23 protein-coding genes are annotated in these 24,170 nt (G+C 65.5%); 14 read left to right on the top strand and 9 right to left on the bottom strand.

Annotation, left to right across the window (positions count from 1 at the left end; translation table 11 throughout):
- The first annotated feature begins 137 nt into the window (after positions 1–137).
- The 7 genes from ACTUWL_RS31915 (at position 138) to ACTUWL_RS31945 (ending at position 6,882) form a co-directional block, all read left to right on the top strand.
- A complete protein-coding gene (locus ACTUWL_RS31915; RefSeq protein WP_021078357.1) occupies positions 138–2,429 on the top strand; it encodes a RelA/SpoT family protein in 2,292 nt (763 codons plus the stop codon).
- Between the two features lie 93 nt (positions 2,430–2,522).
- The gene (locus ACTUWL_RS31920; protein ID WP_035650976.1) at positions 2,523–3,296 is read left to right on the top strand and encodes a pyridoxine 5'-phosphate synthase; all 774 of its coding nucleotides are present in this window, start codon (positions 2,523–2,525) and stop codon (positions 3,294–3,296) included.
- Positions 3,293–3,709, top strand: coding sequence for a holo-ACP synthase (gene acpS, locus ACTUWL_RS31925; RefSeq protein ID WP_021078359.1), 417 nt, complete (start codon positions 3,293–3,295; stop codon positions 3,707–3,709). Before ACTUWL_RS31920 ends, acpS begins: the two co-directional genes overlap by 4 nt.
- Before the next feature lie 282 nt (positions 3,710–3,991).
- Positions 3,992–4,753, top strand: a complete 762-nt coding sequence (gene lepB, locus ACTUWL_RS31930; protein ID WP_021078360.1) for a signal peptidase I — start codon at positions 3,992–3,994, stop codon at positions 4,751–4,753.
- Positions 4,750–5,571, top strand: coding sequence for a ribonuclease III (gene rnc, locus ACTUWL_RS31935; RefSeq protein ID WP_021078361.1), 822 nt, complete (start codon positions 4,750–4,752; stop codon positions 5,569–5,571). Before lepB ends, rnc begins: the two co-directional genes overlap by 4 nt.
- A complete protein-coding gene (gene era / locus ACTUWL_RS31940) occupies positions 5,564–6,487 on the top strand; it encodes a GTPase Era (RefSeq protein ID WP_021078362.1) in 924 nt (307 codons plus the stop codon). The genes rnc and era overlap by 8 nt, the downstream gene beginning before the upstream one ends.
- Positions 6,488–6,501: 14 nt before the next feature.
- Positions 6,502–6,882 carry a hypothetical protein gene (locus ACTUWL_RS31945; protein WP_021078363.1) on the top strand — a complete coding sequence of 127 codons (381 nt, stop codon included), beginning with the start codon at positions 6,502–6,504 and terminating at the stop codon, positions 6,880–6,882.
- Positions 6,883–6,892: 10 nt separating this feature from the next.
- Here ACTUWL_RS31945 and ACTUWL_RS31950 read toward each other — a convergent pair whose 3' ends face one another.
- A complete protein-coding gene (locus ACTUWL_RS31950; protein WP_021078364.1) occupies positions 6,893–7,192 on the bottom strand; it encodes a hypothetical protein in 300 nt (99 codons plus the stop codon).
- 62 nt (positions 7,193–7,254) lie between these two features.
- Between ACTUWL_RS31950 and recO the strand changes: the two genes are divergently transcribed.
- From recO to ACTUWL_RS31970, 4 genes are all read left to right on the top strand, one after another.
- Positions 7,255–8,004, top strand: coding sequence for a DNA repair protein RecO (gene recO / locus ACTUWL_RS31955; RefSeq protein ID WP_021078365.1), 750 nt, complete (start codon positions 7,255–7,257; stop codon positions 8,002–8,004).
- A gap of 72 nt (positions 8,005–8,076) precedes the next feature.
- Entirely contained in the window at positions 8,077–10,332 is a 2,256-nt protein-coding gene (parC, locus tag ACTUWL_RS31960) for a DNA topoisomerase IV subunit A (RefSeq protein WP_021078366.1), read from the top strand.
- 122 nt (positions 10,333–10,454) lie between these two features.
- Entirely contained in the window at positions 10,455–11,432 is a 978-nt protein-coding gene (locus ACTUWL_RS31965) for a cation diffusion facilitator family transporter (RefSeq protein ID WP_021078367.1), read from the top strand.
- A gap of 173 nt (positions 11,433–11,605) precedes the next feature.
- Entirely contained in the window at positions 11,606–12,385 is a 780-nt protein-coding gene (locus ACTUWL_RS31970) for an N-acyl homoserine lactonase family protein (RefSeq protein WP_106940213.1), read from the top strand.
- Here ACTUWL_RS31970 and ACTUWL_RS31975 read toward each other — a convergent pair.
- Positions 12,376–13,185: a helix-turn-helix domain-containing protein gene (locus tag ACTUWL_RS31975; protein WP_021078369.1), complete on the bottom strand. Its 810-nt coding sequence runs from the start codon at positions 13,183–13,185 to the stop codon at positions 12,376–12,378. The genes ACTUWL_RS31970 and ACTUWL_RS31975 overlap by 10 nt on opposite strands.
- A 78-nt stretch (positions 13,186–13,263) precedes the next feature.
- Here ACTUWL_RS31975 and ACTUWL_RS31980 point away from each other — a divergent pair, with 78 nt between their 5' ends.
- The gene (locus ACTUWL_RS31980; protein WP_021078370.1) at positions 13,264–14,142 is read left to right on the top strand and encodes a DMT family transporter; all 879 of its coding nucleotides are present in this window, start codon (positions 13,264–13,266) and stop codon (positions 14,140–14,142) included.
- On the opposite strand, the gene ACTUWL_RS31985 is transcribed toward ACTUWL_RS31980, so the two are convergent.
- Positions 14,143–14,337: a hypothetical protein gene (locus ACTUWL_RS31985; protein WP_035650980.1), complete on the bottom strand. Its 195-nt coding sequence runs from the start codon at positions 14,335–14,337 to the stop codon at positions 14,143–14,145.
- 173 nt (positions 14,338–14,510) lie between these two features.
- Here ACTUWL_RS31985 and ACTUWL_RS31990 point away from each other — a divergent pair, with 173 nt between their 5' ends.
- Positions 14,511–15,764, top strand: a complete 1,254-nt coding sequence (locus ACTUWL_RS31990; protein ID WP_021078372.1) for an adenylate/guanylate cyclase domain-containing protein — start codon at positions 14,511–14,513, stop codon at positions 15,762–15,764.
- On the opposite strand, the gene ACTUWL_RS31995 is transcribed toward ACTUWL_RS31990, so the two are convergent.
- From ACTUWL_RS31995 to ACTUWL_RS32010, 4 genes are all read right to left on the bottom strand, one after another.
- On the bottom strand, positions 15,765–17,006 hold the full coding sequence (locus ACTUWL_RS31995) for an MFS transporter (protein WP_021078373.1): 1,242 nt from the start codon (positions 17,004–17,006) through the stop codon (positions 15,765–15,767).
- A 349-nt stretch (positions 17,007–17,355) separates the two neighbouring features.
- The gene (locus ACTUWL_RS32000) at positions 17,356–19,110 is read right to left on the bottom strand and encodes a flotillin family protein (protein ID WP_021078374.1); all 1,755 of its coding nucleotides are present in this window, start codon (positions 19,108–19,110) and stop codon (positions 17,356–17,358) included.
- Positions 19,111–19,113: 3 nt separating this feature from the next.
- A complete protein-coding gene (locus ACTUWL_RS32005) occupies positions 19,114–19,776 on the bottom strand; it encodes an OB-fold-containig protein (protein ID WP_021078375.1) in 663 nt (220 codons plus the stop codon).
- A complete protein-coding gene (locus ACTUWL_RS32010) occupies positions 19,773–20,903 on the bottom strand; it encodes a PspA/IM30 family protein (RefSeq protein ID WP_021078376.1) in 1,131 nt (376 codons plus the stop codon). The genes ACTUWL_RS32005 and ACTUWL_RS32010 overlap by 4 nt, the downstream gene beginning before the upstream one ends.
- 121 nt (positions 20,904–21,024) lie before the next feature.
- On the opposite strand from ACTUWL_RS32010, the gene ACTUWL_RS32015 reads away from it, so the two are divergent.
- Positions 21,025–22,398 carry an Nramp family divalent metal transporter gene (locus ACTUWL_RS32015; RefSeq protein WP_035650946.1) on the top strand — a complete coding sequence of 458 codons (1,374 nt, stop codon included), beginning with the start codon at positions 21,025–21,027 and terminating at the stop codon, positions 22,396–22,398.
- 225 nt (positions 22,399–22,623) lie between these two features.
- Here the strand turns inward: ACTUWL_RS32015 and ACTUWL_RS32020 are convergent, their stop codons facing one another.
- Together ACTUWL_RS32020 and ACTUWL_RS32025 are read right to left on the bottom strand one after the other, a co-directional pair.
- On the bottom strand, positions 22,624–23,400 hold the full coding sequence (locus ACTUWL_RS32020; RefSeq protein WP_021078378.1) for an arginyltransferase: 777 nt from the start codon (positions 23,398–23,400) through the stop codon (positions 22,624–22,626).
- 86 nt (positions 23,401–23,486) lie between these two features.
- Positions 23,487–24,029, bottom strand: a complete 543-nt coding sequence (locus ACTUWL_RS32025; protein WP_021078379.1) for an RDD family protein — start codon at positions 24,027–24,029, stop codon at positions 23,487–23,489.
- Between the last annotated feature and the right edge of the window lie 141 nt (positions 24,030–24,170).

Raw genomic sequence — 24,170 nt, forward strand, 5'->3', positions numbered from 1 at the left:
ATTTCGCTGTTACGGTGCGTCCTATGCGGGCGCGGGAAATTGAATGGTCCCAGGGCCCGCGCGGGGTGCAGCTTCGTTCGAAAGCGCACTAGATTGAGGAAGGGACGCTTCGGTCCCGCGCGAGAGGCAGCGAGTTCATGGCGTATCGACGCCGCAGTTCCATCCAGATGCAGGCTGCAACCGAAACGGTTGCGGTGGCGCCGGCGTCGTCCGCGGCGGAGCGGCCGGCCAGGCCGCGGACGCGCATGATGCGACAATATGACCTTGTCGAGCGCGTCCGTTCCTACAACCCCGACACCAACGAAGACCTGCTCAACCGCGCCTATGTCTACGCCATGAAGGCGCACGGCACCCAGACGCGTGCCTCCGGCGATCCCTATTTCTCGCATCCGCTCGAGGTCGCCGCGATCCTCACCAACCTCAAGCTCGACGACGCCACGATCGTGGCGGCGCTGCTGCACGACACGATCGAGGACACCGAGGCGACGCGGGCCGAGATCGACCATGTGTTCGGCCACGAGATCGGCGCGCTGGTCGAAGGCCTCACCAAGCTGAAGCGGCTGGAACTCGTGTCGCGCGAGGCCAAGCAGGCCGAGAATTTGCGCAAGCTGCTGCTGGCGATCGCCGACGACGTCCGCGTGCTCTTGATCAAGCTCGCAGATCGCCTGCACAACATGCGGACCATGGAGTTCATGCCGCCGGCCTCGCGGCGCCGCATCGCCGATGAGACGCTGGACATCTATGCGCCGCTGGCCGGCCGCATGGGTATGCAGGAGATGCGCGAAGAGCTCGAGGACCTGTCGTTCTTCGTGCTCGATCCCGAGGCCTATGCCGTGGTCCAGCAGCGGCTCGATTCCCTGGCCGAGCGCAACCGCAATCTGATCGGCGAGATCGAAACCCAGCTCTCCAAGAACCTGCAGAAGAACGGCATCACCGCGCGGGTGTTCGGTCGCCGCAAGCAGCCGTTTTCGATCTGGACCAAGATGGAGCGCAAGTCGGTCGGCTTCGAGCAGCTGTCCGACATCTACGGCTTCCGCGTCATCCTCGACGACGTCGGCGCCTGCTACCGCGCGCTCGGCATCGTGCACACCACCTGGCCGGTGGTGCCGGGCCGCTTCAAGGACTACATCTCGACCCCGAAGCAGAACGACTACCGCTCGATCCACACCACGGTGATCGGTCCGGGCAAGCAACGCGTCGAATTGCAGATCCGCACCGAGGAGATGAACCAGATCGCCGAGTTCGGCATCGCCGCGCATGCCTTCTACAAGGAAGGGGCCGGCTCGCCGCATGAGCGGCTCAAGCACGAATCCAACGCCTTCGCCTGGCTGCGCCACACCATCGGCATCCTCTCGGAGAGCTCCAATCCGGAAGAATTCCTCGAGCACACCAAGCTCGAGCTGTTCCATGACCAGGTGTTCTGCTTCACCCCGAAGGGCAAGCTGATCGCACTGCCGCGCAACGCCAACGTGATCGACTTCGCCTATGCGGTGCACACCGCCGTCGGCAACAGCGCGGTCGGCTGCAAGATCAACGGCAAGTTCGCGCCGTTGTCGTCCGAGCTGCAGAACGGCGACGAGGTCGAGGTGCTGACCTCGAAGGCGCAGTCGGCGCCGCCATCGGCGTGGGAGGCGCTCGCCCGCACCGGCAAGGCGCGCGCCGCGATCCGGCGTGCCACCCGCGATGCCGTGCGCGACCAGTATGCCGGCCTCGGCCGCCGAATCGTCGACCGCCTGTTTGCCCGCGCCAAGATCGAATATGCCGACGACAAATTGAAGGGCGCGTTGCCGCGGCTCGCGCGCACCTCGATCGAGGAGGTGATGGCCTCGGTTGGACGCGGCGAGATCAAGGCTTCCGATGTCGCGCGCGCGATGTATCCCGACTACAAGGAAGAGCGGCTGGTGCGCTACGGCGCCAAGAAGGGGCTTGCCGCCAAGCTGAAGACACAGACCCCGCCGCATCCGGCGCGCGCCGCCTCGGTGATTCCGGTGCGCGGCATCAACTCCGACCTGCCGGTGAAGTTCGCGCCGAACGGCGGCGCGGTGCCGGGCGACCGCATCGTCGGCATCGTCACGCCGGGCGAGGGGATCACGATCTATCCGATCCAGTCGCCGGCGCTGAAGGATTTCGAGGAGGAGCCGGAGCGCTGGCTCGACGTGCGCTGGGACATCGACGAGACCATGCCGCAGCGCTTCCCGGCGCGGATCCTGGTGCACAATGTCAACGAACCCGGCAGCCTCGCCCAGATCGCGACCGTGATCGCCGAGCATGACGGCAATATCGACAACATCCACATGTCGCGTCAATCGCCCGACTTCACGGAGCTGACCATCGATCTTGAGGTCTATGACCTCAAGCATCTCAGCGCTATCATCGCGCAGTTGCGCGCCAAGGCCGTCGTTGCACGGGTCGAGCGCGTCAATGGGTAAGGATCGATGCGCGCGGCGTCGGCGGGCGGAAGCGACCCCGTCCTGCAAACGGCGACGCCCGTGCCCGACAGGCTCGGACTACAGGTCAGAGACATGTTAAAGGCTGCTCCGCTCCGTCTCGGTATCAACGTCGATCACGTCGCGACCCTGCGCAATGCGCGGGGCGGGGCGCGGCCCGACCCGGTGCGGCTGGCGCTTGCTGCGATCGCGGCCGGCGCCGATGGCATCACCGCGCATCTGCGCGAGGATCGCCGCCATATCCGTGACGAAGACATGGCGCGGCTCAAGGCCGAGATATCGAGGCCGCTGAATTTCGAGATGGCGGCGACCGACGACATGCTGCGGATCTCGCTCGCCACCAAGCCTCACGCGGTCTGCCTGGTACCGGAACGGCGCCAGGAGCTCACCACCGAAGGCGGCCTCGACGTGGTCGGCCAGCACAATGCGCTGGCCCCGTTCATCGCGCGGCTCAATGATGCCGGCATCCGGGTCTCGCTGTTCATTGCGGCCGATCCCAGGCAGATCGAGATGGCCGCGAAGCTGAAGGCACCCGTGATCGAGATCCACACCGGCGGCTGGTGCGACGCCGTCGTCGATGGCCACAAGGACAAGGCGGACGCCGAATGGAAGCGCATCGTCGACGGCGCAAGGCTCGCGCAGGCGGCCGGGCTCGAGGTCCATGCCGGCCACGGGCTCGACTATGAGACCGCGGAGACGATCTCGGCGCTGCCGGAAATCCGCGAGCTCAACATCGGCTATTTCATGATGGGCGAGGCGCTGTTCGTCGGCATCGCCGGGACGGTGCGCGAGATGCGCGCGGCGATGGACCGCGGCCGCGCCAAGGCGCAGGGTGTGGCCGGCGCATGATCATCGGCATCGGCTCCGACCTGATCGACATCACCCGGGTCGCCAAGGTGATCGAGCGCCATGGCGAGCGCTTCCTCGATCGCATCTTCACCGACGCCGAACGGGCCAAGGCGATGCGCCGCGCCAACAACGAGAAGATGGTGGTCGCAACCTACGCCAAGCGCTTCGCCGCCAAGGAAGCGTGCTCCAAGGCGCTCGGCACCGGTATCCGGCGCGGGGTGTGGTGGAAGGACATGGGGGTGGTGAACCTGCCCGGCGGGCGGCCGTCGATGCGGCTGACCGGCGGGGCGCTGGCCAGGCTCCAGGAACTGACGCCCGAGGGCATGCAGGCGCAGATCGACCTGTCGATTACGGACGATTGGCCGCTGGCGCAGGCCTTCGTCATAATTTCGGCGGTTGCCCCCGCCAGATGAGCGCGCGGCGCCGGAATCTGCCGGAAAACTTCAGCAAACTAAAAAATCATTGACATTTCAATGAATTGCGAAGTTTTGAGGCGACGATTGATTGCGCCTCCGCAAACAACCGTCTAAAACGCCGCAGGCTAAATCGAGCGAGACGCGGATTCCGGGTTTAGGCCGGAGTTTGCCCTCAAGATCAGAATCAAGGCCATTTTCCTCACGCGAGGGCCTGACGCTTCGCGCGAAGAGAACGTTCTGCCACCGCGTGGACATCGGCCCACGGGAATTGGGAAAGCAATGAGCGTGACCACCGGGACCAAAACTGAAAGCGGCTTCGGCGAGACCATCCGCGTCGTCATCCATGCCCTTCTGATCGCGCTCGTCATCCGCACCTTCCTGTTCCAGCCGTTCAACATCCCTTCGGGGTCGATGAAGGCGACGCTTCTGGTGGGCGACTATCTGTTCGTCTCGAAATATTCCTACGGCTACAGCCACTATTCGATCCCGTTCTCGCCGAACATCTTCTCGGGCCGTATCTTCGGCTCGGAGCCGAACCGCGGCGACATCGTGGTGTTTCGGCTGCCGCGGGATGACTCCACCGACTACATCAAACGTGTCGTCGGCCTGCCGGGCGACCGCATCGAGGTCAAGAACGGGCTGCTCTACATCAACGATGAGCCGATCAAGCGCGAGCGGCTGAGCGATTTCGTCGGCGAGGACCCCTGCGGCTCGGCGGATGCCACTGCCCGGGTCAAGCGCTGGAAGGAAACGCTGCCGAACGGCGTCAGCTATGAGACGCTGGATTGCACCGACAACAGCTATATGGACAACACCATCGTCTACACCGTTCCGCCCGGACATTTCTTCATGATGGGCGACAACCGCGACAACTCGACCGACAGCCGCTTCCTGTCGCAGGTCGGCTACGTGCCGTTCGAGAACATCATCGGGCGCGCCCAGATGATCTTCTTCTCGATCGCCGAGGGTGAGCAGGCCTGGATGGTCTGGCGCTGGCCGTTCGCGGTGCGGTGGAATCGCCTATTCTCCATCGTGCGATGAACGACGATACCGCAGCCATCAACGATCAAGCGCCGACCGGCGAGCCGAGCCAGACGTCTGCCGCCGAGAGCACGGCCGCGCCGAAGAAGCGACGCAGCAAGGCGGCCAAGGCTGCCGAAGCGAAGGCCGCGATCGCAGGCACCGAAGCGCGGATCGGCTATACGTTCGCCGACGCTGCGCTGCTGACCACCGCGTTCACCCACGTCTCCGCGCTTAAGCCGGCCACTCGCAACCGCGCCGACAGCTACCAGCGGCTGGAATTCCTCGGCGATCACGTGCTCGGGCTGATCGTCTCGGACATGTTGTTCCGGGCGTTTCCGAAGGCCGATGAGGGCGAACTGTCGAAGCGGCTCGCCGACCTCGTGCGCAAGGAGAGCTGCGCCGACGTCGCCAAGTCGCTCGGGCTGCTCGACGACATCAAGCTCGGTATGGTGAAGGCGGTCGAGGGCGCGCGGCTGCGCAAATCCGTGCTCGGCGACATCTGCGAGGCGGTGATCGGCGCGATCTTCCTCGACGGCGGCTACGAGGCCGCGCGCCAGTTCGTCGAGCGCAACTGGACCGAGCGGATGCACAAGCTGCGCCGGCCGTTGCGCGATCCCAAGACCGTGTTGCAGGAATGGGCGCAAGGCAAGGGATTGCCGACGCCGGTCTATCGCGAGGTCGAACGCACCGGCCCGCACCATGATCCACAATTCCGCGTTGCGGTTGATCTGCCGGGCCTCGCCTCCGCCGAGGGCCTCGGCGGCAACAAGCGCGCGGCAGAGAAGGCAGCAGCATCCGCGATGATCGAGCGTGAAGGCGTCGGTACCAATGACTGACGAGACCAAAGGGCAGGGAGACGCGACGCGCTGTGGCTTCGTCGCGCTGATCGGTGCACCCAATGTCGGCAAGTCGACGCTGGTCAACGCGCTGGTGGGCTCCAAGGTCACCATCGTGTCGCGCAAGGTGCAGACCACGCGCGCGCTGATCCGCGGCATCGTGATCGAGGGCAACGCGCAGATCATCCTGGTCGATACGCCCGGCATCTTCGCGCCGCGGCGCCGGCTCGACCGCGCCATGGTCTCGACCGCCTGGAGCGGCGCCCACGACGCCGATCTGGTCTGCGTGCTGCTCGATGCCAAGTCGGGCATCGACGAAGAGGCCAACGCGATCCTGGCCAAGCTCGAGACCGTCGCGCACCCGAAGATCCTGGTGCTGAACAAGGTCGACCTGGTTCAGCGCGAGAAGCTCCTGGCGCTGGCGCAGGCCGCCAATGAGCGGATGCGCTTCGAGCACACCTTCATGATCTCGGCGCTGTCGGGCGACGGCGTCGACGATCTGCGCCAGGCGCTGGCCAAGCTGGTGCCTGCGGGACCGTTCCTCTATCCCGAAGACCAGATGTCGGATGCGCCGATGCGGCATCTGGCGGCCGAGATCACACGCGAGAAGATCTACAGCCATCTGCATCAGGAATTGCCGTACCAGTCGACGGTCGAGACCGACAGCTGGACCGACCGCAAGGACAAGTCGATCCGGATCGAGCAGACGATCTTTGTCGAGCGCGAGAGCCAGCGCAAGATCGTGCTCGGCAAGGGCGGCGCCACCATCAAGTCGATCGGCGCGCAGGCTCGCGCCGAGATCGCCGAGATCATGGGCGTGCCGGTGCATCTGTTCCTGTTCGTCAAGGTGCGCGAGAACTGGGGCGACGATCCCGACCGTTACAAGGAAATGGGGCTGGATTTCCCCGAGGAATAAGACCGGCGTTGGCGATGAACGTGCCCCGAAACGTGCTGTGGTTTGAGGTGCTGCTGTATGCGACGCTGCTCCTTGACGCGCTGTCGGCGGCGTTCAGCGATCGCACTCCGAAGGAAGAGTTGACATCGCAGACGGTGACCTCACTGCCTTTGCTCGATGCCGGCTTTCTGCTGTTGTTCACCTTTTTTGTCTTCCTTGCGGCGCGATACCGCAAGAACTGGCCGCGCTGGGTTTTGCTGGTCGCGCTGGTGTTGTCGGCGGTCGGCCTGTTGCAGGACATCGTCACGAACGGCGTCGAAATCGACAACGGGATCCAGGTCGTCTCCCACGCCTTGGCGGCGCTCGGACTGTATTATTCCTTCACCGGTGACGCACAGGGCTGGTTCAACGCGTAGGGGGCAGACCTCACGATCGGTACGCGTGGAAGATGACGATCCCGCTCACGACGATAACCCAGAAGACGAAGCCGACGATGACGCCGAGCGAAGCTGACAAGATCATCCGGCCCTGAGGCGAGCGACTGATTCCGGGAGTACCTGTCCAGCCGATCCTGCCGTCGGGGCGTTCGATGGTTACCTTGCCAAGCGTTGCGGCAAACACCACTGCAAACGCGGTGAAGAAGCAGAGCACAGGAAGCATTTCCCAGACCGCCCAGAATACAAGTTCGAGCACGCCGGCGATCAAGTCGCCGATGAGGCTAGCCATTACGATCGTCCCGCATAGGTCGACAACTTCAGTATCGGACCGGTTGGCGGTATAGTTAGCACATGGAATGGACCGACGAAGGCATCGTGCTGGGGGTGCGGCGGCATGGCGAATCCTCCGCCATCGTCGAGCTCCTGACCCGCGAGCACGGCCGCCATCTCGGCCTGGTGCGCGGCGGTGCCGGCTCGCGGATGCGCCCGCTGCTGCAGCCCGGCAACAGCGTCACCGCGGTGTGGCGGGCCCGGCTCGATGAGCATCTCGGGATGTACGCGCTGGAGGGCACAAGGCTGCGGGCGGCGACGCTGCTCGCATCGTCGCACGCCGTCTATGGCGTCACGCATCTGGCGGCGCTGGCCCGGCTGCTGCCGGAGCGCGATCCGCATGAAGACATCTACGAGATGCTGCAAGGGACGCTCGACGATTTCGACGACGCCGGAATTGCCGCCGTGCACCTGATCCGGTTTGAATTGGCGATGCTGACCGAGCTCGGCTTCGGGCTCGATCTGGAGAACTGCGCGGCCACCGGGGAGACCACCGACCTGATCTATGTGTCGCCGAAATCCGGCGGCGCGGTGTCCCGGGCCGCCGGCGAGCCGTGGCGCGACCGGCTGTTGCCGTTGCCGGCATTCCTGCGCGAAGGCGAGGGCGGCGCCAACAGCTGGTCGGAGCAGGACCTGCGCGACGGCTTTACGATCACCGGCCTGTTCCTGCTCCGCCACGTGCTGGAGCCGCGCGGGCAGGGCCATTCCGACGCCCGCGACGGATTCATCAACGCCGTGACCCGGCGGCGGGGCCGGACGGCCATTCCGTAGGGCCGATTCGCAACCTAAATTCGCGGTGATTCGCGGCTTGCCCGATTCACCGCCAGGGTTTAACGCCTCCCCATGGGAAAACGACAGATACCGCCGGAAAAGCCGGCCGAAATTCACGAGGTGCCGCTGCGTGATGCGCTCGAGGAGCGCTATCTCGCCTATGCGCTCTCGACCATCATGCATCGCGCGCTGCCGGATGCCCGCGACGGGTTGAAGCCGGTGCACCGGCGCATCCTCTACGGCATGGACCTGCTCGGGCTCGACCCGCGCGCCGCGTTCAAGAAATCGGCCAAGATCGTCGGCGACGTGATGGGCTCGTTCCATCCGCACGGCGACCAGGCGATCTATGACGCCATGGTGCGTCTGGCGCAGGATTTCTCCTCGCGCTATCCGCTGGTCGACGGCCAGGGCAATTTCGGCAATATCGACGGCGATAATCCGGCCGCCTACCGCTACACCGAAGCGCGCATGACCGAAGTCGCGCGGCTATTGCTCGACGGCATCGACGAGGACGGTGTCGAGTTCCGCCTCAATTACGACGGCCAGTCGAAAGAGCCGGTGGTGCTGCCGGGCGGCTTCCCGAACCTGCTCGCCAACGGCGCGCAGGGCATCGCGGTCGGCATGGCGACCTCGATCCCGCCGCACAACGCCGCCGAACTGTGCGACGCCGCGCTGCACCTGATCGAGAAGCCCGACGCCAAGTCGAAGGCGCTGCTGAAATGGGTCAAGGGCCCGGACTTCCCGACCGGCGGCATCGTCGTCGATTCCAAGGAAGCGATCGTCGAGGCCTACACCACCGGGCGCGGCTCGTTCCGCACCCGCTCGCGCTGGACCCAGGAGGAGGGCGCGCGCGGCACCTGGGTGGTGGTCGTCACCGAGATCCCGTGGCTGGTGCAGAAGTCGCGGATCGTCGAGAAGATCGCCGAGCTGATCAACGAGAAGAAGCTGCCGCTGGTCGCCGACGTGCGCGACGAATCGGCCGAGGACGTTCGGCTCGTGATCGAGCCGAAGTCGCGCACCGTCGATCCGGCGCTGATGATGGAGTCGCTGTTCCGGCTGACCGAGCTGGAAAGCAAGATCTCGCTGAACCTCAACGTGCTGATCAAGGGCCGCATCCCGAAGGTGGTCGGCCTTGCCGAGTGCCTGCGCGAATGGCTCGACCATCTGCGCGACGTGCTGATCCGCCGCTCCAACTTTCGCAAGACGCAGATCGAGCACCGGCTGGAAGTGCTGGGCGGCCACCTCGTCGCCTATCTGAACCTCGACAAGGTGATCAAGATCATCCGTACCGAGGACGAGCCGAAGCCGGTCCTGATCAAGACCTTCAAGCTCACCGAAATCCAGGCCGACGCCATCCTCAACATGCGGCTGCGCAATTTGCGCCGCCTGGAAGAGATGGAGATCCGCACCGAGGACAAGGATCTGCGCAAGGAGCTGAAGGGCGTCGAGGGGCTACTCGCCTCCGAGACCGAGCAGTGGGCCAAGGTCGGCGATCAGGTCCGCAAGGTCCGCGACATCTTCGGGCCGAAGACGCCGCTCGGCAAGCGCCGCACCACCTTCGACGATGCGCCCGAGCACGATCTCGCCGCGATCGAGGAAGCGCTGGTCGAGCGCGAGCCGTGCACCGTCGTGATCTCCGAGAAGGGCTGGGTGCGGACGCTGAAGGGGCATGTCGAGGATCTCTCGGGGCTTGCCTTCAAGACCGACGACAAGCTCGAGCACTCGTTCTTTGCCGAGACCACCTCGAAGCTGCTGCTGTTCGCCACCAACGGCAAGTTCTACTCGCTCGACGTCGCAAAACTGCCGGGCGGCCGCGGTCATGGCGAGCCGATCCGCATGTTCATCGACCTCGAGCAGGACGCCGCGATCATCTCGCTGTTCGTCAACAAGGGCGAGCGCAAGTTCCTGATCGCGAGCAGCGAGGGCCAGGGCTTCGTCGTCAAGGAAGAGGACTGCGTCGGCAACACCCGCAAGGGCAAGCAGGTGCTCAATGTCGAGATGCCGAACGAGGCCCGCGCGATCACGACCGTGCTCGGCGATACCGTCGCCGTGATCGGCACCAACCACAAGATGGTGCTGTTCGGTCTCGACCAGGTGCCGGAGATGGCGCGCGGCCGCGGCGTGCGGCTGCAGAAATATACCAGCTCGGAGCTGTCCGACGTTGCGGTGTTCGACGCCAAGACCGGCCTGACCTGGAAGGACTCCGCCGGCCGCGAGCACAGCATGAGCATGAAGGAACTGGCCGACTGGCGCGGCAACCGCGCCGACGCCGGCCGGCTCGCCCACGGCCTGCCCAAGTCGAACAAGTTCAACCGCGGTGTGGAGTAGTGGAATTGTAGCCCGGATGGCGCGCAGCGAAATCCGGGCTACGCTTACGACCAGCGCGGTGTGATAGTATCCACATTTCGCCGCGCTATAACCGTCGCCAACGATCACGGGCGACGGTTGCCATGGCGCATCATCACGACCACGACCATGACCACAGCGGTCATTCTCACAACCAGTCCCATGCTGGCCACTCCCACGCGGGACATTCCCATGCCGGGCACAGCCATGCGCCCGCCAGTTTCGGCACGGCCTTTGCGATCGGCGCCTCGCTCAACACCGCCTTCGTCGTTGCCGAGCTGATCTTCGGCTATTCCGCCAACTCGCTGGCGCTGGTCTCCGACGCGGTTCACAATCTCTCCGACGTCATCGCGCTGCTGTTGGCCTGGGGCGGGGCGTGGCTCGCCGGCCGGCGCCCGACCGATACCCACACCTATGGCTATCGCCGCGCCTCGATCCTGGCGGCGCTGTTCAATGCCGGGCTGCTGCTGATCGCGGTCGGCGGCATCGCGGTCGAGGCAATCAACCGCTTCCGCGAGCCGGCGGAGGTCGCGAGCTGGACCGTGGTCTGGGTCGCGGCGCTCGGCATCCTGATCAATGGCGGCACTGCGCTCATGTTCATGCGCGGCCGCGACAGCGACCTCAACGTCCGCGGCGCCTATCTGCACATGGCGGCCGATGCCGGCGTTTCGTTCGGCGTCGTGATCGCCGCGCTCCTGATCATGGCGACCGGCTGGCAATGGCTCGATCCGGCGATCAGCCTCGCCATCGCGGTGGTCGTGCTGCTGAGCGGCTGGGAGCTTGCCCGCGACAGCGTCAACCTCGCGCTCGACGCGGTGCCGAAGGGGATCGACCTCAAGCGGGTGAGGGACTATCTCGCCGCGCTCGAGGGCGTCACCGAGGTGCACGACCTGCACATCTGGGCGATGAGCACCAGCGAGACCGCGTTGACCGCGCATCTGGTGCGGCCCGGAGGACACGACGATGTCTTCCTGCATCGCGTCTGCGCCGAGCTTTCGCAGCGGTTCAGCATCCACCACGCAACGCTGCAGGTCGAGATCAGCAGCGAGACCTGCCGGCTGGCGCCCGCGGAAATGGTCTAGGCGGCGGCGCGCGCTCGCATTCAATTGATCGATTGCCTCATGCCGACCTCTTCCGCGGTTGCGGACGAGACGGCACATTGCGGCTGCGCGCGCTTAAGTAACCGGCTCGATCAACGGAGGCCAACGTGAAGAAGGCAATCGGTCTTGCATTTTCGCTGTGGGTCGCGGGCGCGATGCCGTATGCGGACGCCCAGCCGGCGAAATCAGGCGTCGAACGGCTCTACATCCTCAACTGCGGCGAGGGCGTTGCCGGCGACATTTCACGCTGGTCGCCCGGCGTCAATGAAGGCAAGTCGATGGACTTCGTCGACAATTGCTATCTGATCAAGCACGCGCAGGGCTGGTTCCTGTGGGACACCGGCATTCCCGACGCGGTAGCCGCGATGCCGAACGGCCTTGCACCGGCCGATCCCAAAGCCGTCGCGTGGCACCGGCCGAAGACGCTCGCCGCGCAGCTCGACCAGCTCGGCGTGAAGCCGTCGGACATCAAGGCGATCGCCGTCTCGCATACCCATCCCGATCACATCGGCAATGTCGAGCTGTTCCCGGCCGCGATGCTGTACGTGCAGAAGGCGGAGTATGACTGGCCGGGCGTCAACGACGCGCCGCGCTTCAAGCCCGAGCATCCGGTCACCAAGCTCGAGGGTGATCGCGACGTGTTCGGCGACGGCAGCGTCACCATTTTGGCGACGCCGGGCCACACGCCCGGCCACCAGTCGCTGCTGGTGAAGCTGCCGAAAAGCGGCGCGGTCGTGCTGACCGGCGACGCCGTCCACTTCAAGGACAATTGGGACAACCGGCGCGTGCCGAGCCTGAACGCCAGCAAGGAGCAGACGCTGGCCTCGATGCAGAAGATCGCCGACACGCTGACCAAGGAGAAGGCGCAGCTCTGGATCAACCACGACAAGGCGCAGCGCGACGGGCTGAAGCTGTCGCCGGAGTTCTACGACTGAGCTGCTTTGGCGGCACTCGACCAGTCTCGAAAAATCTGCGCGGTCGCTTCGTCCATCGGAAAGAAGCTCTCGATCCGCAGTTCCTGCAACGTGACGTCCTGCGGCGTCCCCAGCGTTGCGATTGTCGTGAACAGCTGCAGGCGCGCGTCGCCCTTGCGGAACAACATCGGCAGCACCGGCCCGGATGTTGGCGGCGGCGCGGTCAACGCGGCCTCGACGCCGTCATAGGCCAGCAGGCGCTTCAGCAGGTCCGCCGTCGCTGACGTGCCGTCGGCGGCCGCATCGGCCTCGACGCTGCGGACGAAGTAGCCGGCGACCTCGGTCCAGTTGGTGAGCCAGGGCCGCAGCACGCCGGGAGCGATCAGCGCGTCGGCGAGGTTGACCGGTGTGCCTGATACCAGCGGCCCGACCAGGAATTCCACCAGCCGTACCGCGCCGGCGTTGGCAAGCAGCAGATTCCAGTGCCGGTCGACCACGACCGCAGGGAATGGCTCCTGCTGTGCCAGAATGAAATCCAGCGCGTGGCGGATCTGGGCGAGCTCGGGCGCGGCAAGGTCGGTTTGCCGCCAGACCGGCGCGAAGCCGGCCGCGACCAACAGCGCATTCTGCTGGCGCAGCGGCACGTCGAGCGCCGCGGCAAGCCGGATCACCATGTCGCGGCTCGGCGCGGCCCGGCCGAGCTCCAGGAAGCTCAGATGGCGCTGCGAAATGTCCGCGCGACCGGCGAGCTCGAGCTGGGAGTGGCCCTTGCGCTGCCGCCACCAGCGCAGGCTGGCTGCAAAATCGCGCTGCTGCGACATGAGTACCTGTGAAGTAGTTGCCGGAACGATTTCGCTTTGCAAGATGCCACAAGCGAGTGCGAAACGCATGAGGGCGGAATGGGGGAGTGGATCGGCGTAGCGATGGCTCTGGTCTCGAGCTGCCTCGGCGGCACGGCAGCGGCGATCACGCGGTATCTGGCCGGTAACGCCGACCCGATCACGCTTGCGATCCTACGCTGGGCAATCGGCTTCCTCTGCGTGCTTCCCGCTGCGGTGTTGCTCGGGGCGAAATGGCCGCGGCGCGGGGATTGGCCGGCGGTCGCGGCGCTCGGCATCGCCTTCTTCGGCGTGTTCTTCGTGCTCTACAACATCGCGATGTCCTACACGACGGCGGCACGTGCCAGCCTGGCGCTGGCGACGTTGCCGCTCTCCACCATGGTGGTCGGCGCCGTGCTCGGCATCGAGCCGCTGACGATGCGCAAATCGGCCGGGGTCTCGATTGCGGTGCTCGGCGTCGCCGCGGCGCTCGCATCCGGGCTGTCGGCGGCGCCACCGGGCGCATGGCGCGGCGAGCTGATCATGGCCGCCGCCGTGCTCTGCATGGCGTTTTACAACGTGCTGTCGCGACCGTTGATCCGCCGCTCCAGCGCGCTCGGCTTCCTTGCCGTCGGCATGGGCGCGGGTGCGGCTGCGCTGGTGGCGGTTGGGGCGTTCAGCGGCAGCCTGGCGACGCTCCGCGCGTTCGGCGCATCGCAATGGATCGCCGGGCTCTATCTTGGAATTGCCGGTGGTGCGCTGGCCTTCATCCTGTGGGTGCTGGCGCTCGAGCGGGCCTCACCGACCCGCGTCGCCAACACCATGACGGTCAACCCGATCGCGGCCGGGCTTTTGGCCAAGCAACTGGTCGGCGAGCCGATCACGGTCAGTCTGGTCGCCGGCCTGATCGCGGTCTGCGCCGGAATCTGGATCGCGACGTCGGAGGCCAAGCCGGCCTGATCAGCTGTGCGGGGCGGACGGCGTGGTCACCGGCGGAGCGGGGGGAACGTGTTTCGGTTTCAGCGTGCCGGCATAGAACGACAGGGCGTAGACCAGGATGATGCCGCCGAGATAGACCCCATAGGATTGCGGCGGGGTGATCGCCCATAGCAGGAGGCGTCGGATCGGATTTTGCGGGCCGGCATCGTTGTCCATGCGCTCCTTGTGCGCGAAGGCCAAGGCAAAGTGAAGCGGAATCGCCGACTCGGGCTGCGCTGTTCCCTGCGAAATGGTGAGGCGGGCTGCCTTGCAATGCCGCGTTGGCATCCGCATCTGTCGCGCGACGACCAGCCCTTCCTCCCGCACCAATTGCCCGGCATAATCCATTGATGGAACTGACGCCCCGTTTGCGCCTCATGAATTGGCTGGTCCGCCAGGGTCTGACGGGCTTGCCGGAGAACGACCTGCTGCGCGGCTTCTGCGAGCGCTGTCGGGCCGCCGGCATGCCGCTGTCGCGGGCCATCGTCTTCATCGACACCCTGCATCCGATCTTCGAGGGGCGCGGCTTCCGCTGGAACGACGGCGAGAGCAACGAGGCCGACATCTTCGAATATGGCTCGACCAGTACCGGCGAAGCCGGCCAGAAGTGGCGGCAGTCGGCGTTCCACCACATGCTCGAAAACGGCCATGACGAGATGGTGATCGACCTCGCCGCGCCACACGATTTCTCGATGATCGGCGACCTCGCCGAGAAGGGCCACAAGCATTTCGCGGCGTTCGTGCACCGCTTCGGCGAGGCCGGCACGATCGGCGAGATGGACTGCTTCTATTCCTACTACACGACCCGGCATTCGGACGGTTTCGGTGAGAACCACATGGCCGCGCTGCGCGACCTGGTGCCGGTGCTCGGGCTCGCGATCAAATCGGCGGCGCAGGTCGAGATCGCCCGCACGCTCGGTCGGGTCTATCTCGGCCGCGAGACGGCGGAGCAGGTGCTGCGCGGACGCATGCAGCGCGGCATCACCGAGAAGATCAAGGCCGTGCTGTGGTACTCCGACGTGCGCGGCTCGACCGCGATCAGCGAGCGCATCGGCCCTGACGAGATCATTCCGTTCCTCAACGATTACGCGCAGGCCTCGATCGACGCGGTCCACGACGCGGGTGGCGAGGTGCTGAAGCTGATCGGCGACGGCGTCTTGGCGATGTTCACCAGCGAGAACATGGCAAGCGCCAGGCGCGCGGCACTGCGTGCCGAGCACAGATTCCGCCATAACATCCGCGTGCTGAACGATCGCCGCGAAAACGAGAACCGGCCGACCACCACGGCCTATGTCGGCCTCCATGTCGGCGAAGTCTTCTACGGCAACATCGGCAGCGAGGACCGGCTCGACTTCACCGTGGTCGGGCCCGCCGTCAACGAGGTCAGCCGGATCGCCTCGATGTGTGCCTCGGTTGACCGCGAATTGCTGACCTCGACCGATTTCCGCACCGGGCTGGATGCCGCCGGCCGCAACTACCTGGTTTCCACCGGCCGCTTCGTGTTGCGCGGCATCAGCCACGCGCAGGATCTCTATACGCTGGATCCGGCGGTTGCCGCCGACGAGGTCGTCGGCGGCAAGTATGAGCGGTATCTGGCGAGCTGATCAGCAGCGCGCAGGCTCGCCGACCATGTCCGGCTGCCGCGTCAGCGACACCGCGGGCGACAGCAGGATCACCAGCGCCTGGGCGGCGAAGATCGCGGCTGCGAGGTAGAGGCAGGCTTCGGCACCGTACAGGCCGCCGACGATGGCGCCCAGCGCGGAGCCGAGCGGGCGGGCGCCGTAGCTCATGATGTTGATCGCCGAGACGCGGCCGAGCAGCGAGGGCGGCGTTACCGACTGCCGCAGCGTGGTGGTCGAGATCACCCACAGGATCGGGCCGACGCCGAGCAGGAAAAAGCCGAGGCCGGCGAGCAGCGGCGTGGCAATCCAGGTCGTCAACGCCATCACGAGCGAGGCGACCAGGCCGGTGACGGGGCCGAGCCCGATCACGGTGCCGAACGCCAGCCGCTTCATCACACGGGTGGCGAACAGCGCGCCGACCACCATGCCGACCCCATACATCGCAAGTGTCGTGCCGACGCCGGTGGCGCTGAGCCCGAGGTGGCGCACCGCATAGGGCACGAACACGGCGAGCAGCAGGAACGAGGCGGTGTTGAAGATGAACTGGGTGATGAAGACGGGCCGCAGCAAGGCATGGTGCATCACGAAAATAGCGCCTTCCTTGATGTCCTGCAACGGGTGGCGCCGCGGTGCGGGCGCACGCGCCGGCTCGTAGAGGCCGGCCAGCAGCACGACCGCGATCGCCGACAGCGCCGCGGCGAAGCCGAATGCGGGCGCGGCGCCGACCCAGCCGACCAGCACGCCGCCGAGTGCTGGACCGCTGGCGAACGCGACGGTGCGCGCCAGCTCGATGCGAGCGTTGGCGGCTGGGAGTTGCTGCGATGTCACCAGTGACGGGACCAGCGCAGGAGCAGCGACACTGTAGGCAACCGTGCCGCAGACCGCGATGAAGCCGAGCAAAGCGAGCAACGGCAAGGTCATCGCGCCGAGCCAGAGCAACAGCAGGATCGCGGCAAGGGCCACTGCGCGCAGCGCCTCGGAGCCCGCCATGACCCAGCGCCGCGACACGCGATCGGCGAGTAGGCCGGCGGGAATTGCAAACAGGATGAAGGGCAGCGTAAGCGCGGTCTGCAGCAGGCCGGTCTGGCCTTCGCCGACGCCGAGCACCAGCACGGCGACGATGGGCGCAGCTGCAAGCGCGATCTGCTCGGCCGATTGCGCGGCAAGGTTGGACCAGGCGAGGCGATTGAAGGTGGCCGGCAGGCGAGGCGTATCGGCGGACATGGCAGAATCCTTGGCAAAATTCGATCTGGCCATAGTGTGTGGTTGGAAGACGTCCGATCCCACCCGTTTCCCGATAACGCAAAAACAAAGGCCCGCCGAGGATTCGGTGAGCCTTTCCAGAGGAAGTCAGGTTGGGTTCAGTCGCCGCATCGAAGCTGCATTCCCTCTCCCGCTTGCGGGGGAGGGTCAGGGTGGGGCTCTCACAGCGAGTCGTGTCGTGGAGGGAGCCCCCACCCGGATCGCATCTAGCGATGCGATCCGACCTCCCCCGCAAGCGGGAGAGGTCGAGCGTGTCTGCCGTCAGATCGGCTCAGTCTGAACCGCATCGATTTCATGCGCCTAAAGCCCGTTACTGCGGCGTGGGTCCCGGTGCGAGCTGGCCGGTGATGGTGCCGACCAGCGTGGCCGGCCGGGCATCGTCACTGACCGCGGGAGCCGCGGCGGCCTCGGCCTTGCGCTGCGCCAGCGCGCTGGTCAGGCTGGTCAGCGCATCGGACCCTGCCGGGAAGCCGGCCTCCGAAAGGATCTTGTCGATCATCGGCTTGAATGCCGAGACCGACAGCAATTGCGCGGCGAGCCCGTCGCCGAGCCCGAGACCGCCATTGCCGTTGCCATGGCCGTTGGCACCGCCGCGGCCGAGCATGCTGCCGGTGTCGAAGATCCGGATGTCGGAGATCTTCTCGATCGGCTTCACCGCCTCGGCGAGCGCGCTCGGGATCACGTTGATGCGGGCGAGGTTGAGGTCGTAGTCGATCATCTCGGCGCTCAGCTTGTTGCGCGCCTCCGCCTTCAATGTCGCAACTTCTGCCTCGGCCTGACCGAGTGCCTTGACGCCAGCGGCGCGGGTGGTGGCTGCGTTGGCGTCGGCTTTCGCCAGCACGTTGGTGGCCTCGGCCTTGTTGGCCGCAGCCTGCTTCTCGGCTTCCGCCATCACCGTGATCGGCATTGCATTGGTCTCGGCAACCTTGCGCGCGGCGATCACGTTGATGATCTTGTCGCGTTCGGCGACCTCGGTGGCGCGGGCGGTGGTCACCTTTTCTTCGGCCGCGATCGCGAGTGCGCGCGCTGTCTCCGCGATGGTCTGGGCTTCCGACTGCTCCTTGCTCTTGGTCGCAACCGCGATTGCGGCTTCCTGCGCCACGATCTGCAGCTCGCGGTCGGTCTCAGTGGTGCGGCGCTTGACCGCGAGATCGGCCTCGATCTTGCGGGTGTCGCGGGCCTGGTTGGCCTCGGTCTGCTTGTTGGCGACCGCGAGCTCCTGCTGGATGCGGTATTCGGCCTCGTTCTGCAACGCGGTCTGCTCGACCTGCGCGGTCTGCGCGCGCATCGCCGCGGTCTTGTTGGCGATGTCGCGCTGCTGGGCGAGCTCGGCCTCGCGCTTGGTGCTTTCGATCGTCAGCGTGGTCTGCCGCGCCACCAGGTCCTGCTGGGCGATATTGACCTCGGTGGTGCGGACGATCTGGTTGCGCTCCTGTTCACGCTCCTTGGTGATCTTGGTCAGCGTGGTCAGACCGTGAGCGTCGAAGAAATTGCTCGGGTTGAAGTGCTTGATGTCGCTCTGGTCGAGCCGGGTCAGCGACACCGATTCAAGCTCGAGGCCGTTGTTCTGGATGTCGGCGCCGACCGCGTCCTGCACCGCCTTGACGAAGGTCGCGCGCTGCTCCTGCAACTCTTCCAGGTTCATGGTCGCGGCGACCGAGCGCAGGCCGTCGACGAACTTGGCCTCGACCAGCTCGCGCAGCTCGGCAGCGTCGTTGGTGCGGTTGCCGAGCGTCTGCGCAGCGAGGGCGATCGAGGAGCTATCGGGCTTGACGCGCAGGTAGAACTCGGCGCCGATGTCGACGCGCATGCGGTCCTTGGTGATCAGCGAGTCCGGGCCGCCGCGCGCGACCTCGAGCCGCAAGGTCTTCAGGTTTACCGCAGCGGTGGAGTGGAAGATCGGCAGCACCAGCGAGCCGCCGTCGAGCACCACCTTCTGGCCGCCGAGGCCGGTGCGGACATAGGCCTCGTCGCGCGTCGAGCGCTTGTAAAGCTTTGCGAACAGCAGACCGATAACGAGAATGGCAAGGACGCCAATAGCGACGGGTATAGCAAGTTCCCACATGTGTTATGCCCTGTTGGAAGAGTGTTGTTGTTCGACCAGGTCGGCTGGAGCTGATATCGCGATGAAGCTTTTGGCGTCGCGGTCGACCAGCAGCACGCTGGCGCCGACCGGCAATGCCTCGGACTCGGCGCTGGCACGCGCCGACACGGTGTGCCAGTTGCCGAAGACATCCTTGAGACGAACCCGGCCCGGCAGGCCCTGATCGAGCGGGCCGACCGACACGGTGGCGACCTTGCCGACAAAGTCGCTGTCGCTGACCGCATAGCTCTCGTCGCGCGGAATGATGCGGGCGAGGCCGCGGCTGGTGTTTCTGATCACGGGAATGCTGCCTGCGGCGGCAACCACGGCGGCAATGGAAACCGGGATGGCGGTGCCTGCGGCATGCGCCAGTCCCTGGAGCAGAAAGCCTCCGATCGAGAATATGCCAAGTACCAGGATGATCAGGATCAGGAGGGGAAGCCGCCCGGCGTTGATCCAGAGAAACAGGCCACTGAGAGCATTGTGGCTCTCGGCCTCGACCGCGAACTCCTTGCCGATGAGTTCGCTGATCGAAAGTCCGACCATGGTGGTGAGCAACTCGATACCGCCAAGTGCCACCATGATCGCAGCCGCGACCGCGAAGGGCCGTACGTCGGGGGCGAGCAGGATGTCGCCAACTGCACTCATTTTTCTGACTTGATCCTTTCAAGCCGCGCCGCGATTTCCTTTTCGCGGTGCAGGCGATCGAGTTCGTCAAGCTCCTTGTCGCCGAGCACGCTGGAAGCGGGAACACCGGTCACCCGGGCGATCGCCGCCATGGCGCGTTCAGCACTCAATGTATTGGTCGTCGATGGGCCCCGGCTGGTTTCGTCCCTGGCCTCGCGGACCAGACTTTGTTCGAGATCGGTTAATCGCGCCTCCGCCTCGCGGCGCGCGCCGAGCATGGCCTGCAGTGCCTTGGTCTGCTCATCGATTTCGAGCTCGATGAAATCCATCGCGCGTTCCAGCGCGATCACCTGCGACTCCAGATCAATTTGCCGTGCGACGCCGGCGCGCGCGAGGTCCTCGCGATTTTCCGCAAGTGCGAGACGGATCTTCTCCTTCAGACCAGCGGTTTCGGTATCCAGTTCCTCGCGACGCCTCTTCAGGCGGAATTCTTCGGCACGCGACTTGCCGAGCGCATAGCGCGCTTCGTCGGCGCCGGCGTCGATCTCGCGGATCGCCTGCTTGACCAGCGCGACCTTGTTGTTGTTCTCGACATTGTCGATGGTCTGGCTCGCGATGGCGGCAAGAAGCCGGCCCATACGTGCAAGGATGCCTTCGTGAAGCATGGTCTTCTCCTCCGGTTGTGCTGATTTCGATTTGACGGCGATGTGGATTTCGTAGCCGCGACCATCCGAGATCAAATGCGCCGGGAAGGGGCTTTCCCAGCCAGAGACATATCCCGGCACGTCGAACGGCACCAACACGCGTCCGCTGACAGTGCTAATGGTCAGTGAAGTTGGACCCTTGATCGCAAACAACTTGTCGTCGAGCGGTATCCGGCGGACGGCGGCGCCCGCGATGTAGTTGGCGCGGTCGCGCAGGCCGAGCGTGACGAGGCGCGCGGGCAGGCCCGTTTCCTTGCGGATCCGCTCATAGGCCTGGGCGTGCAGCGAGACGAGGTTGGCGCCGACGGGCGCGACCTCGGCGAGAACAGCCATCATCCGGTCATAGGCCGCAAAGGTCGCTTCGATCGCTTCGATGCCCGACGGGTCGGGTGCGAGGGCGTAGCGCAGCGTTGCGGTTGGCGTCTCGACGGGAAGTTTGATCATGCGTCCAACGTAAAGCACTTCCTCAGTGCTTTACAAGGTTGGCGGCCGGTATCATTTCCGTGAGCCCAGATGCAGTTGCAAATGAGTTGCAATAACGGGAGAGATCGGCCATCCTTGAGCGATGGACGCTCGGACTCCTGATATGTCTCCCGTTTCTGTTTCCAACGCCGCGCCCGGCGGTTGGCGCGATGATGCCGGCCATGCGCGCAGCCTGCCTGAGGTGAACGCGACCGTTCAGGTGCCGAGTGCAGGCGTCTGGTGGCGCCGGCTGCTCGCCTTCGCCGGCCCGGGCTATCTGGTCTCGGTCGGCTACATGGATCCCGGCAACTGGGCCACCGATCTCGCGGGCGGCTCGAAGTTCGGCTACACGCTGCTGTCGGTCATCCTGCTCTCCAACCTGATGGCGATCCTGCTGCAGGCGCTTGCCGCGCGGCTCGGCATCGCGACCGATCGCGATCTGGCGCAGGCCTGCCGTGCGACCTATTCGCGGCCGGTGAATTTGCTGCTGTGGCTCGCCTGCGAGGCCGCGATCATTGCCTGCGACCTTGCCGAGGTGATCGGCACCGCGATCGCGCTCAAGCTCTTGTTCGGCATTCCCCTGATCGGCGGCGCACTGCTGGCGGCGCTCGACGCGTTCCTTTTGCTGCTGCTGATGAACCGCGGCTTCCGCTTCCTCGAAGCCTTCGTGATCGCGCTGTTGATCGTGATCGCGGTCTGCTTCGCGGTGCAGATCGCCGCCGCCGCGCCGCCGATCGCCGGCGTGCTCGGCGGCTTCATGCCGTCGCGCGAGATCGTCACCAATCCGGAGATGCTCTACATCGCGATCGGCATCATCGGCGCCACCGTGATGCCGCATAACCTCTATCTGCACTCATCGATCGTGCAGACCCGCGCCTATCCGCGCACCGAGGAGGGGCGGCGCGACGCGATCAAATGGGCGACCACGGATTCCACCATCGCGCTGATGCTGGCGCTGTTCGTCAACGCCGCGATCCTGGTGCTGGCGGCCGCGACCTTCCACAAGAGCGGCCATTCCGACGTCGCCGAGATCGACCAGGCGTTCGAACTGCTGTCGCCGCTGCTCGGGCTCGGCATCGCCTCGACGCTGTTTGCCGTGGCGCTGCTCGCCTCCGGCCTCAACTCGACGGTGACGGCAACGCTGGCCGGCCAGATCGTGATGCAGGGCTTTCTCGACCTCAAGCTGCCCGACTGGCTGCAGCGGCTGGTGACCCGCGGCATCGCGATCATCCCGGTGATCGTGGTCGCCGCGCTCTATGGCGAGAGCGGCACCGCGCAGCTCCTGGTGTTCAGCCAGGTGGTGCTGTCGATGCAGCTGCCCTTCGCGGTGATCCCGCTGGTGCGCTTCGTGTCCGACAAGCGCAAGATGGGCGCGCTCGCGATCTCGATGCCGGTCGCGGTGGCGGCGTGGATCGTCGCCGGCCTGATCGTGATCCTGAACCTGAAGCTGTTGTTCGATACGATCTTCGGTACCTAGCGCGAGCGCTCTATAGCGGAATGAGCTTTAGTTGAATCGACTTGGCGCGGTCTTGTTTCACCTCTCCCCGCCGGGGAGAGGTCGGATTGCGCAGCAATCCGGGTGAGGGCCCTTGCTCCCTCGGTAGACCTTAACCCCTCACTCGATTTGCTGCGCAAATCGACCTCTCCCAAGGGAGAGGTGAAGTTTCGACGCCGTAGCAGCTTAGCCCAATCTCACCAGGCGCTAGTCCTGCGGCTCAGCCAGCCCTTCGCCTGACGCGTCGACGCGCAGCCAGCCTGACGGGGCGAGCCGCTGCTGCGGCAGGAAGCGACCCTTGTAGTCCATCTTCTTGGAGCCTTCGATCCAGTAGCCGAGATAGACGTAAGGCAGACCCTGCCGGCGGGCGCGGGCGATGTGATCGAGGATCATGAAGGTGCCCAGCGAGCGGGCCTCGAGCCCCGGCTCGAAGAAGGAATAGACCATCGACAGCCCGTCGCTGAGCACGTCGGTCAGCGCCACCGCCATCAGCTCGTCGCCGCGGCCGGTGATCGCGCTGTCGGCATTGCGCTTGCGGTACTCGATGATCCGGGTCTCGACATGGCTGTCCTCGACCATCATCGCGTAGTCCAGCACGGTCATGTCGGCCATGCCGCCGTTACGGTGGCGGCGGTCGAGATAGGCGCGGAAGACCGAATATTGCTCCGAGGTCGGCACCGCCGTGCGCTGCTCGCCGATGATGTCGGCGTTGCGGGCGAGAACCTTGCGGAAATTGCGGGAGGGGCGGAATTCGTTGGCGACCACCCGGACCGAGACGCAGGCCCGGCATTGGTCGCACGCCGGACGGTAGGCGATCGACTGGCTGCGCCGGAAGCCGCCATGGGTCAGCAAGTCGTTGAGATCGCCCGCTTTGTCGCCGACCAGGTGCGTGAAAACCTTCCGCTCGTGCCGGCCCGGTAGATAGGGGCAGGGTGAGGGCGCCGTCAGATAGAACTGCGGGGTATCACGCGAGTGCTGGGTCACGTCTGATCGTCGGGCTCCACAAACAATACAGGCAGCCGAGTTAGCATCGCCCCCCGGAGGCTAACGGTCAATTGGTTTAGGCGGGCCTAATAGGAGGCCCGCGCGGCCGGAGAGACCTGGGTCCGGACCGAGCTGTTGATAATGACGGTTCCGAGGATGATGTCGTGCAGCAGCCGGCGGCGGCCGTTCAGGAGCCCGACCAGCAGCACCAGAGGCGACAGGAACGAGATCGTCACCCAGAACAGCACCGCGTGGGTGGCGCCGAGCACGAAATAGCCGCGGGCGCCGTACCAGGTGCGCAGTTCCAGATCCATCATGCGCATGCCGATGGTGGCCGAATGCTGGCCGCCGATCGAGGCGCCGTAATAGACGATGGCCCAGACGATCGAAGCCGGCGATACCAGCCAGAACAGCGCCCAGCCGAGGCCGAGCGTGACCAGGCCGAACACCGCAATGAAGATCACGGCGAGGATCACCGGCACCGACAGCACGAAGAGGTCGATCAGGAACGCGAAGACGCGGCGCGTCAGCACGCCGCGGAACAGTTCCGGCTCTATCGATGGATCGAACGCATGCGGGGGAACGCCGCCGTCGTTGCGCCACGCACCACCGTCACTGCCGTAAGACATGACCAACCTCCGATGAAACACCCGCGCAGGACATGGGAACAGGACGGGCGCCTGCCAAGTCTGGGCGAACATTAACTAGCCGAAATATTCCGGCGATTCGGCGGCCATAGGCGGTCGCGGAACGTGTATGTTGCGTACGGC

It is taken from the genome of Bradyrhizobium sp. WCU1, assembly GCF_053474805.1.

Coding starts and splice junctions, on each gene's coding strand:
- lepB (WP_021078360.1), top strand. CDS start 3,992: ATGAGCGTGACCACCGGGACCAAAACTGAAAGCGGCTTCGGCGAGACC.
- ACTUWL_RS32005 (WP_021078375.1), bottom strand. CDS start 19,776: ATGAGTGCAGTTGGCGACATCCTGCTCGCCCCCGACGTACGGCCCTTC.
- era (WP_021078362.1), top strand. CDS start 5,564: ATGACTGACGAGACCAAAGGGCAGGGAGACGCGACGCGCTGTGGCTTC.
- ACTUWL_RS31915 (WP_021078357.1), top strand. CDS start 138: ATGGCGTATCGACGCCGCAGTTCCATCCAGATGCAGGCTGCAACCGAA.
- ACTUWL_RS31995 (WP_021078373.1), bottom strand. CDS start 17,006: ATGTCCGCCGATACGCCTCGCCTGCCGGCCACCTTCAATCGCCTCGCC.
- ACTUWL_RS32000 (WP_021078374.1), bottom strand. CDS start 19,110: ATGTGGGAACTTGCTATACCCGTCGCTATTGGCGTCCTTGCCATTCTC.
- ACTUWL_RS31920 (WP_035650976.1), top strand. CDS start 2,523: ATGTTAAAGGCTGCTCCGCTCCGTCTCGGTATCAACGTCGATCACGTC.
- ACTUWL_RS31945 (WP_021078363.1), top strand. CDS start 6,502: ATGAACGTGCCCCGAAACGTGCTGTGGTTTGAGGTGCTGCTGTATGCG.
- ACTUWL_RS32010 (WP_021078376.1), bottom strand. CDS start 20,903: ATGATCAAACTTCCCGTCGAGACGCCAACCGCAACGCTGCGCTACGCC.
- rnc (WP_021078361.1), top strand. CDS start 4,750: ATGAACGACGATACCGCAGCCATCAACGATCAAGCGCCGACCGGCGAG.
- ACTUWL_RS32025 (WP_021078379.1), bottom strand. CDS start 24,029: ATGTCTTACGGCAGTGACGGTGGTGCGTGGCGCAACGACGGCGGCGTT.
- acpS (WP_021078359.1), top strand. CDS start 3,293: ATGATCATCGGCATCGGCTCCGACCTGATCGACATCACCCGGGTCGCC.
- ACTUWL_RS31990 (WP_021078372.1), top strand. CDS start 14,511: ATGGAACTGACGCCCCGTTTGCGCCTCATGAATTGGCTGGTCCGCCAG.
- ACTUWL_RS31950 (WP_021078364.1), bottom strand. CDS start 7,192: ATGGCTAGCCTCATCGGCGACTTGATCGCCGGCGTGCTCGAACTTGTA.
- ACTUWL_RS31975 (WP_021078369.1), bottom strand. CDS start 13,185: ATGTCGCAGCAGCGCGATTTTGCAGCCAGCCTGCGCTGGTGGCGGCAG.
- ACTUWL_RS31985 (WP_035650980.1), bottom strand. CDS start 14,337: ATGGACAACGATGCCGGCCCGCAAAATCCGATCCGACGCCTCCTGCTA.
- ACTUWL_RS32015 (WP_035650946.1), top strand. CDS start 21,025: ATGGACGCTCGGACTCCTGATATGTCTCCCGTTTCTGTTTCCAACGCC.
- recO (WP_021078365.1), top strand. CDS start 7,255: ATGGAATGGACCGACGAAGGCATCGTGCTGGGGGTGCGGCGGCATGGC.
- ACTUWL_RS31965 (WP_021078367.1), top strand. CDS start 10,455: ATGGCGCATCATCACGACCACGACCATGACCACAGCGGTCATTCTCAC.
- ACTUWL_RS31980 (WP_021078370.1), top strand. CDS start 13,264: ATGGGGGAGTGGATCGGCGTAGCGATGGCTCTGGTCTCGAGCTGCCTC.
- parC (WP_021078366.1), top strand. CDS start 8,077: ATGGGAAAACGACAGATACCGCCGGAAAAGCCGGCCGAAATTCACGAG.
- ACTUWL_RS31970 (WP_106940213.1), top strand. CDS start 11,606: ATGCCGTATGCGGACGCCCAGCCGGCGAAATCAGGCGTCGAACGGCTC.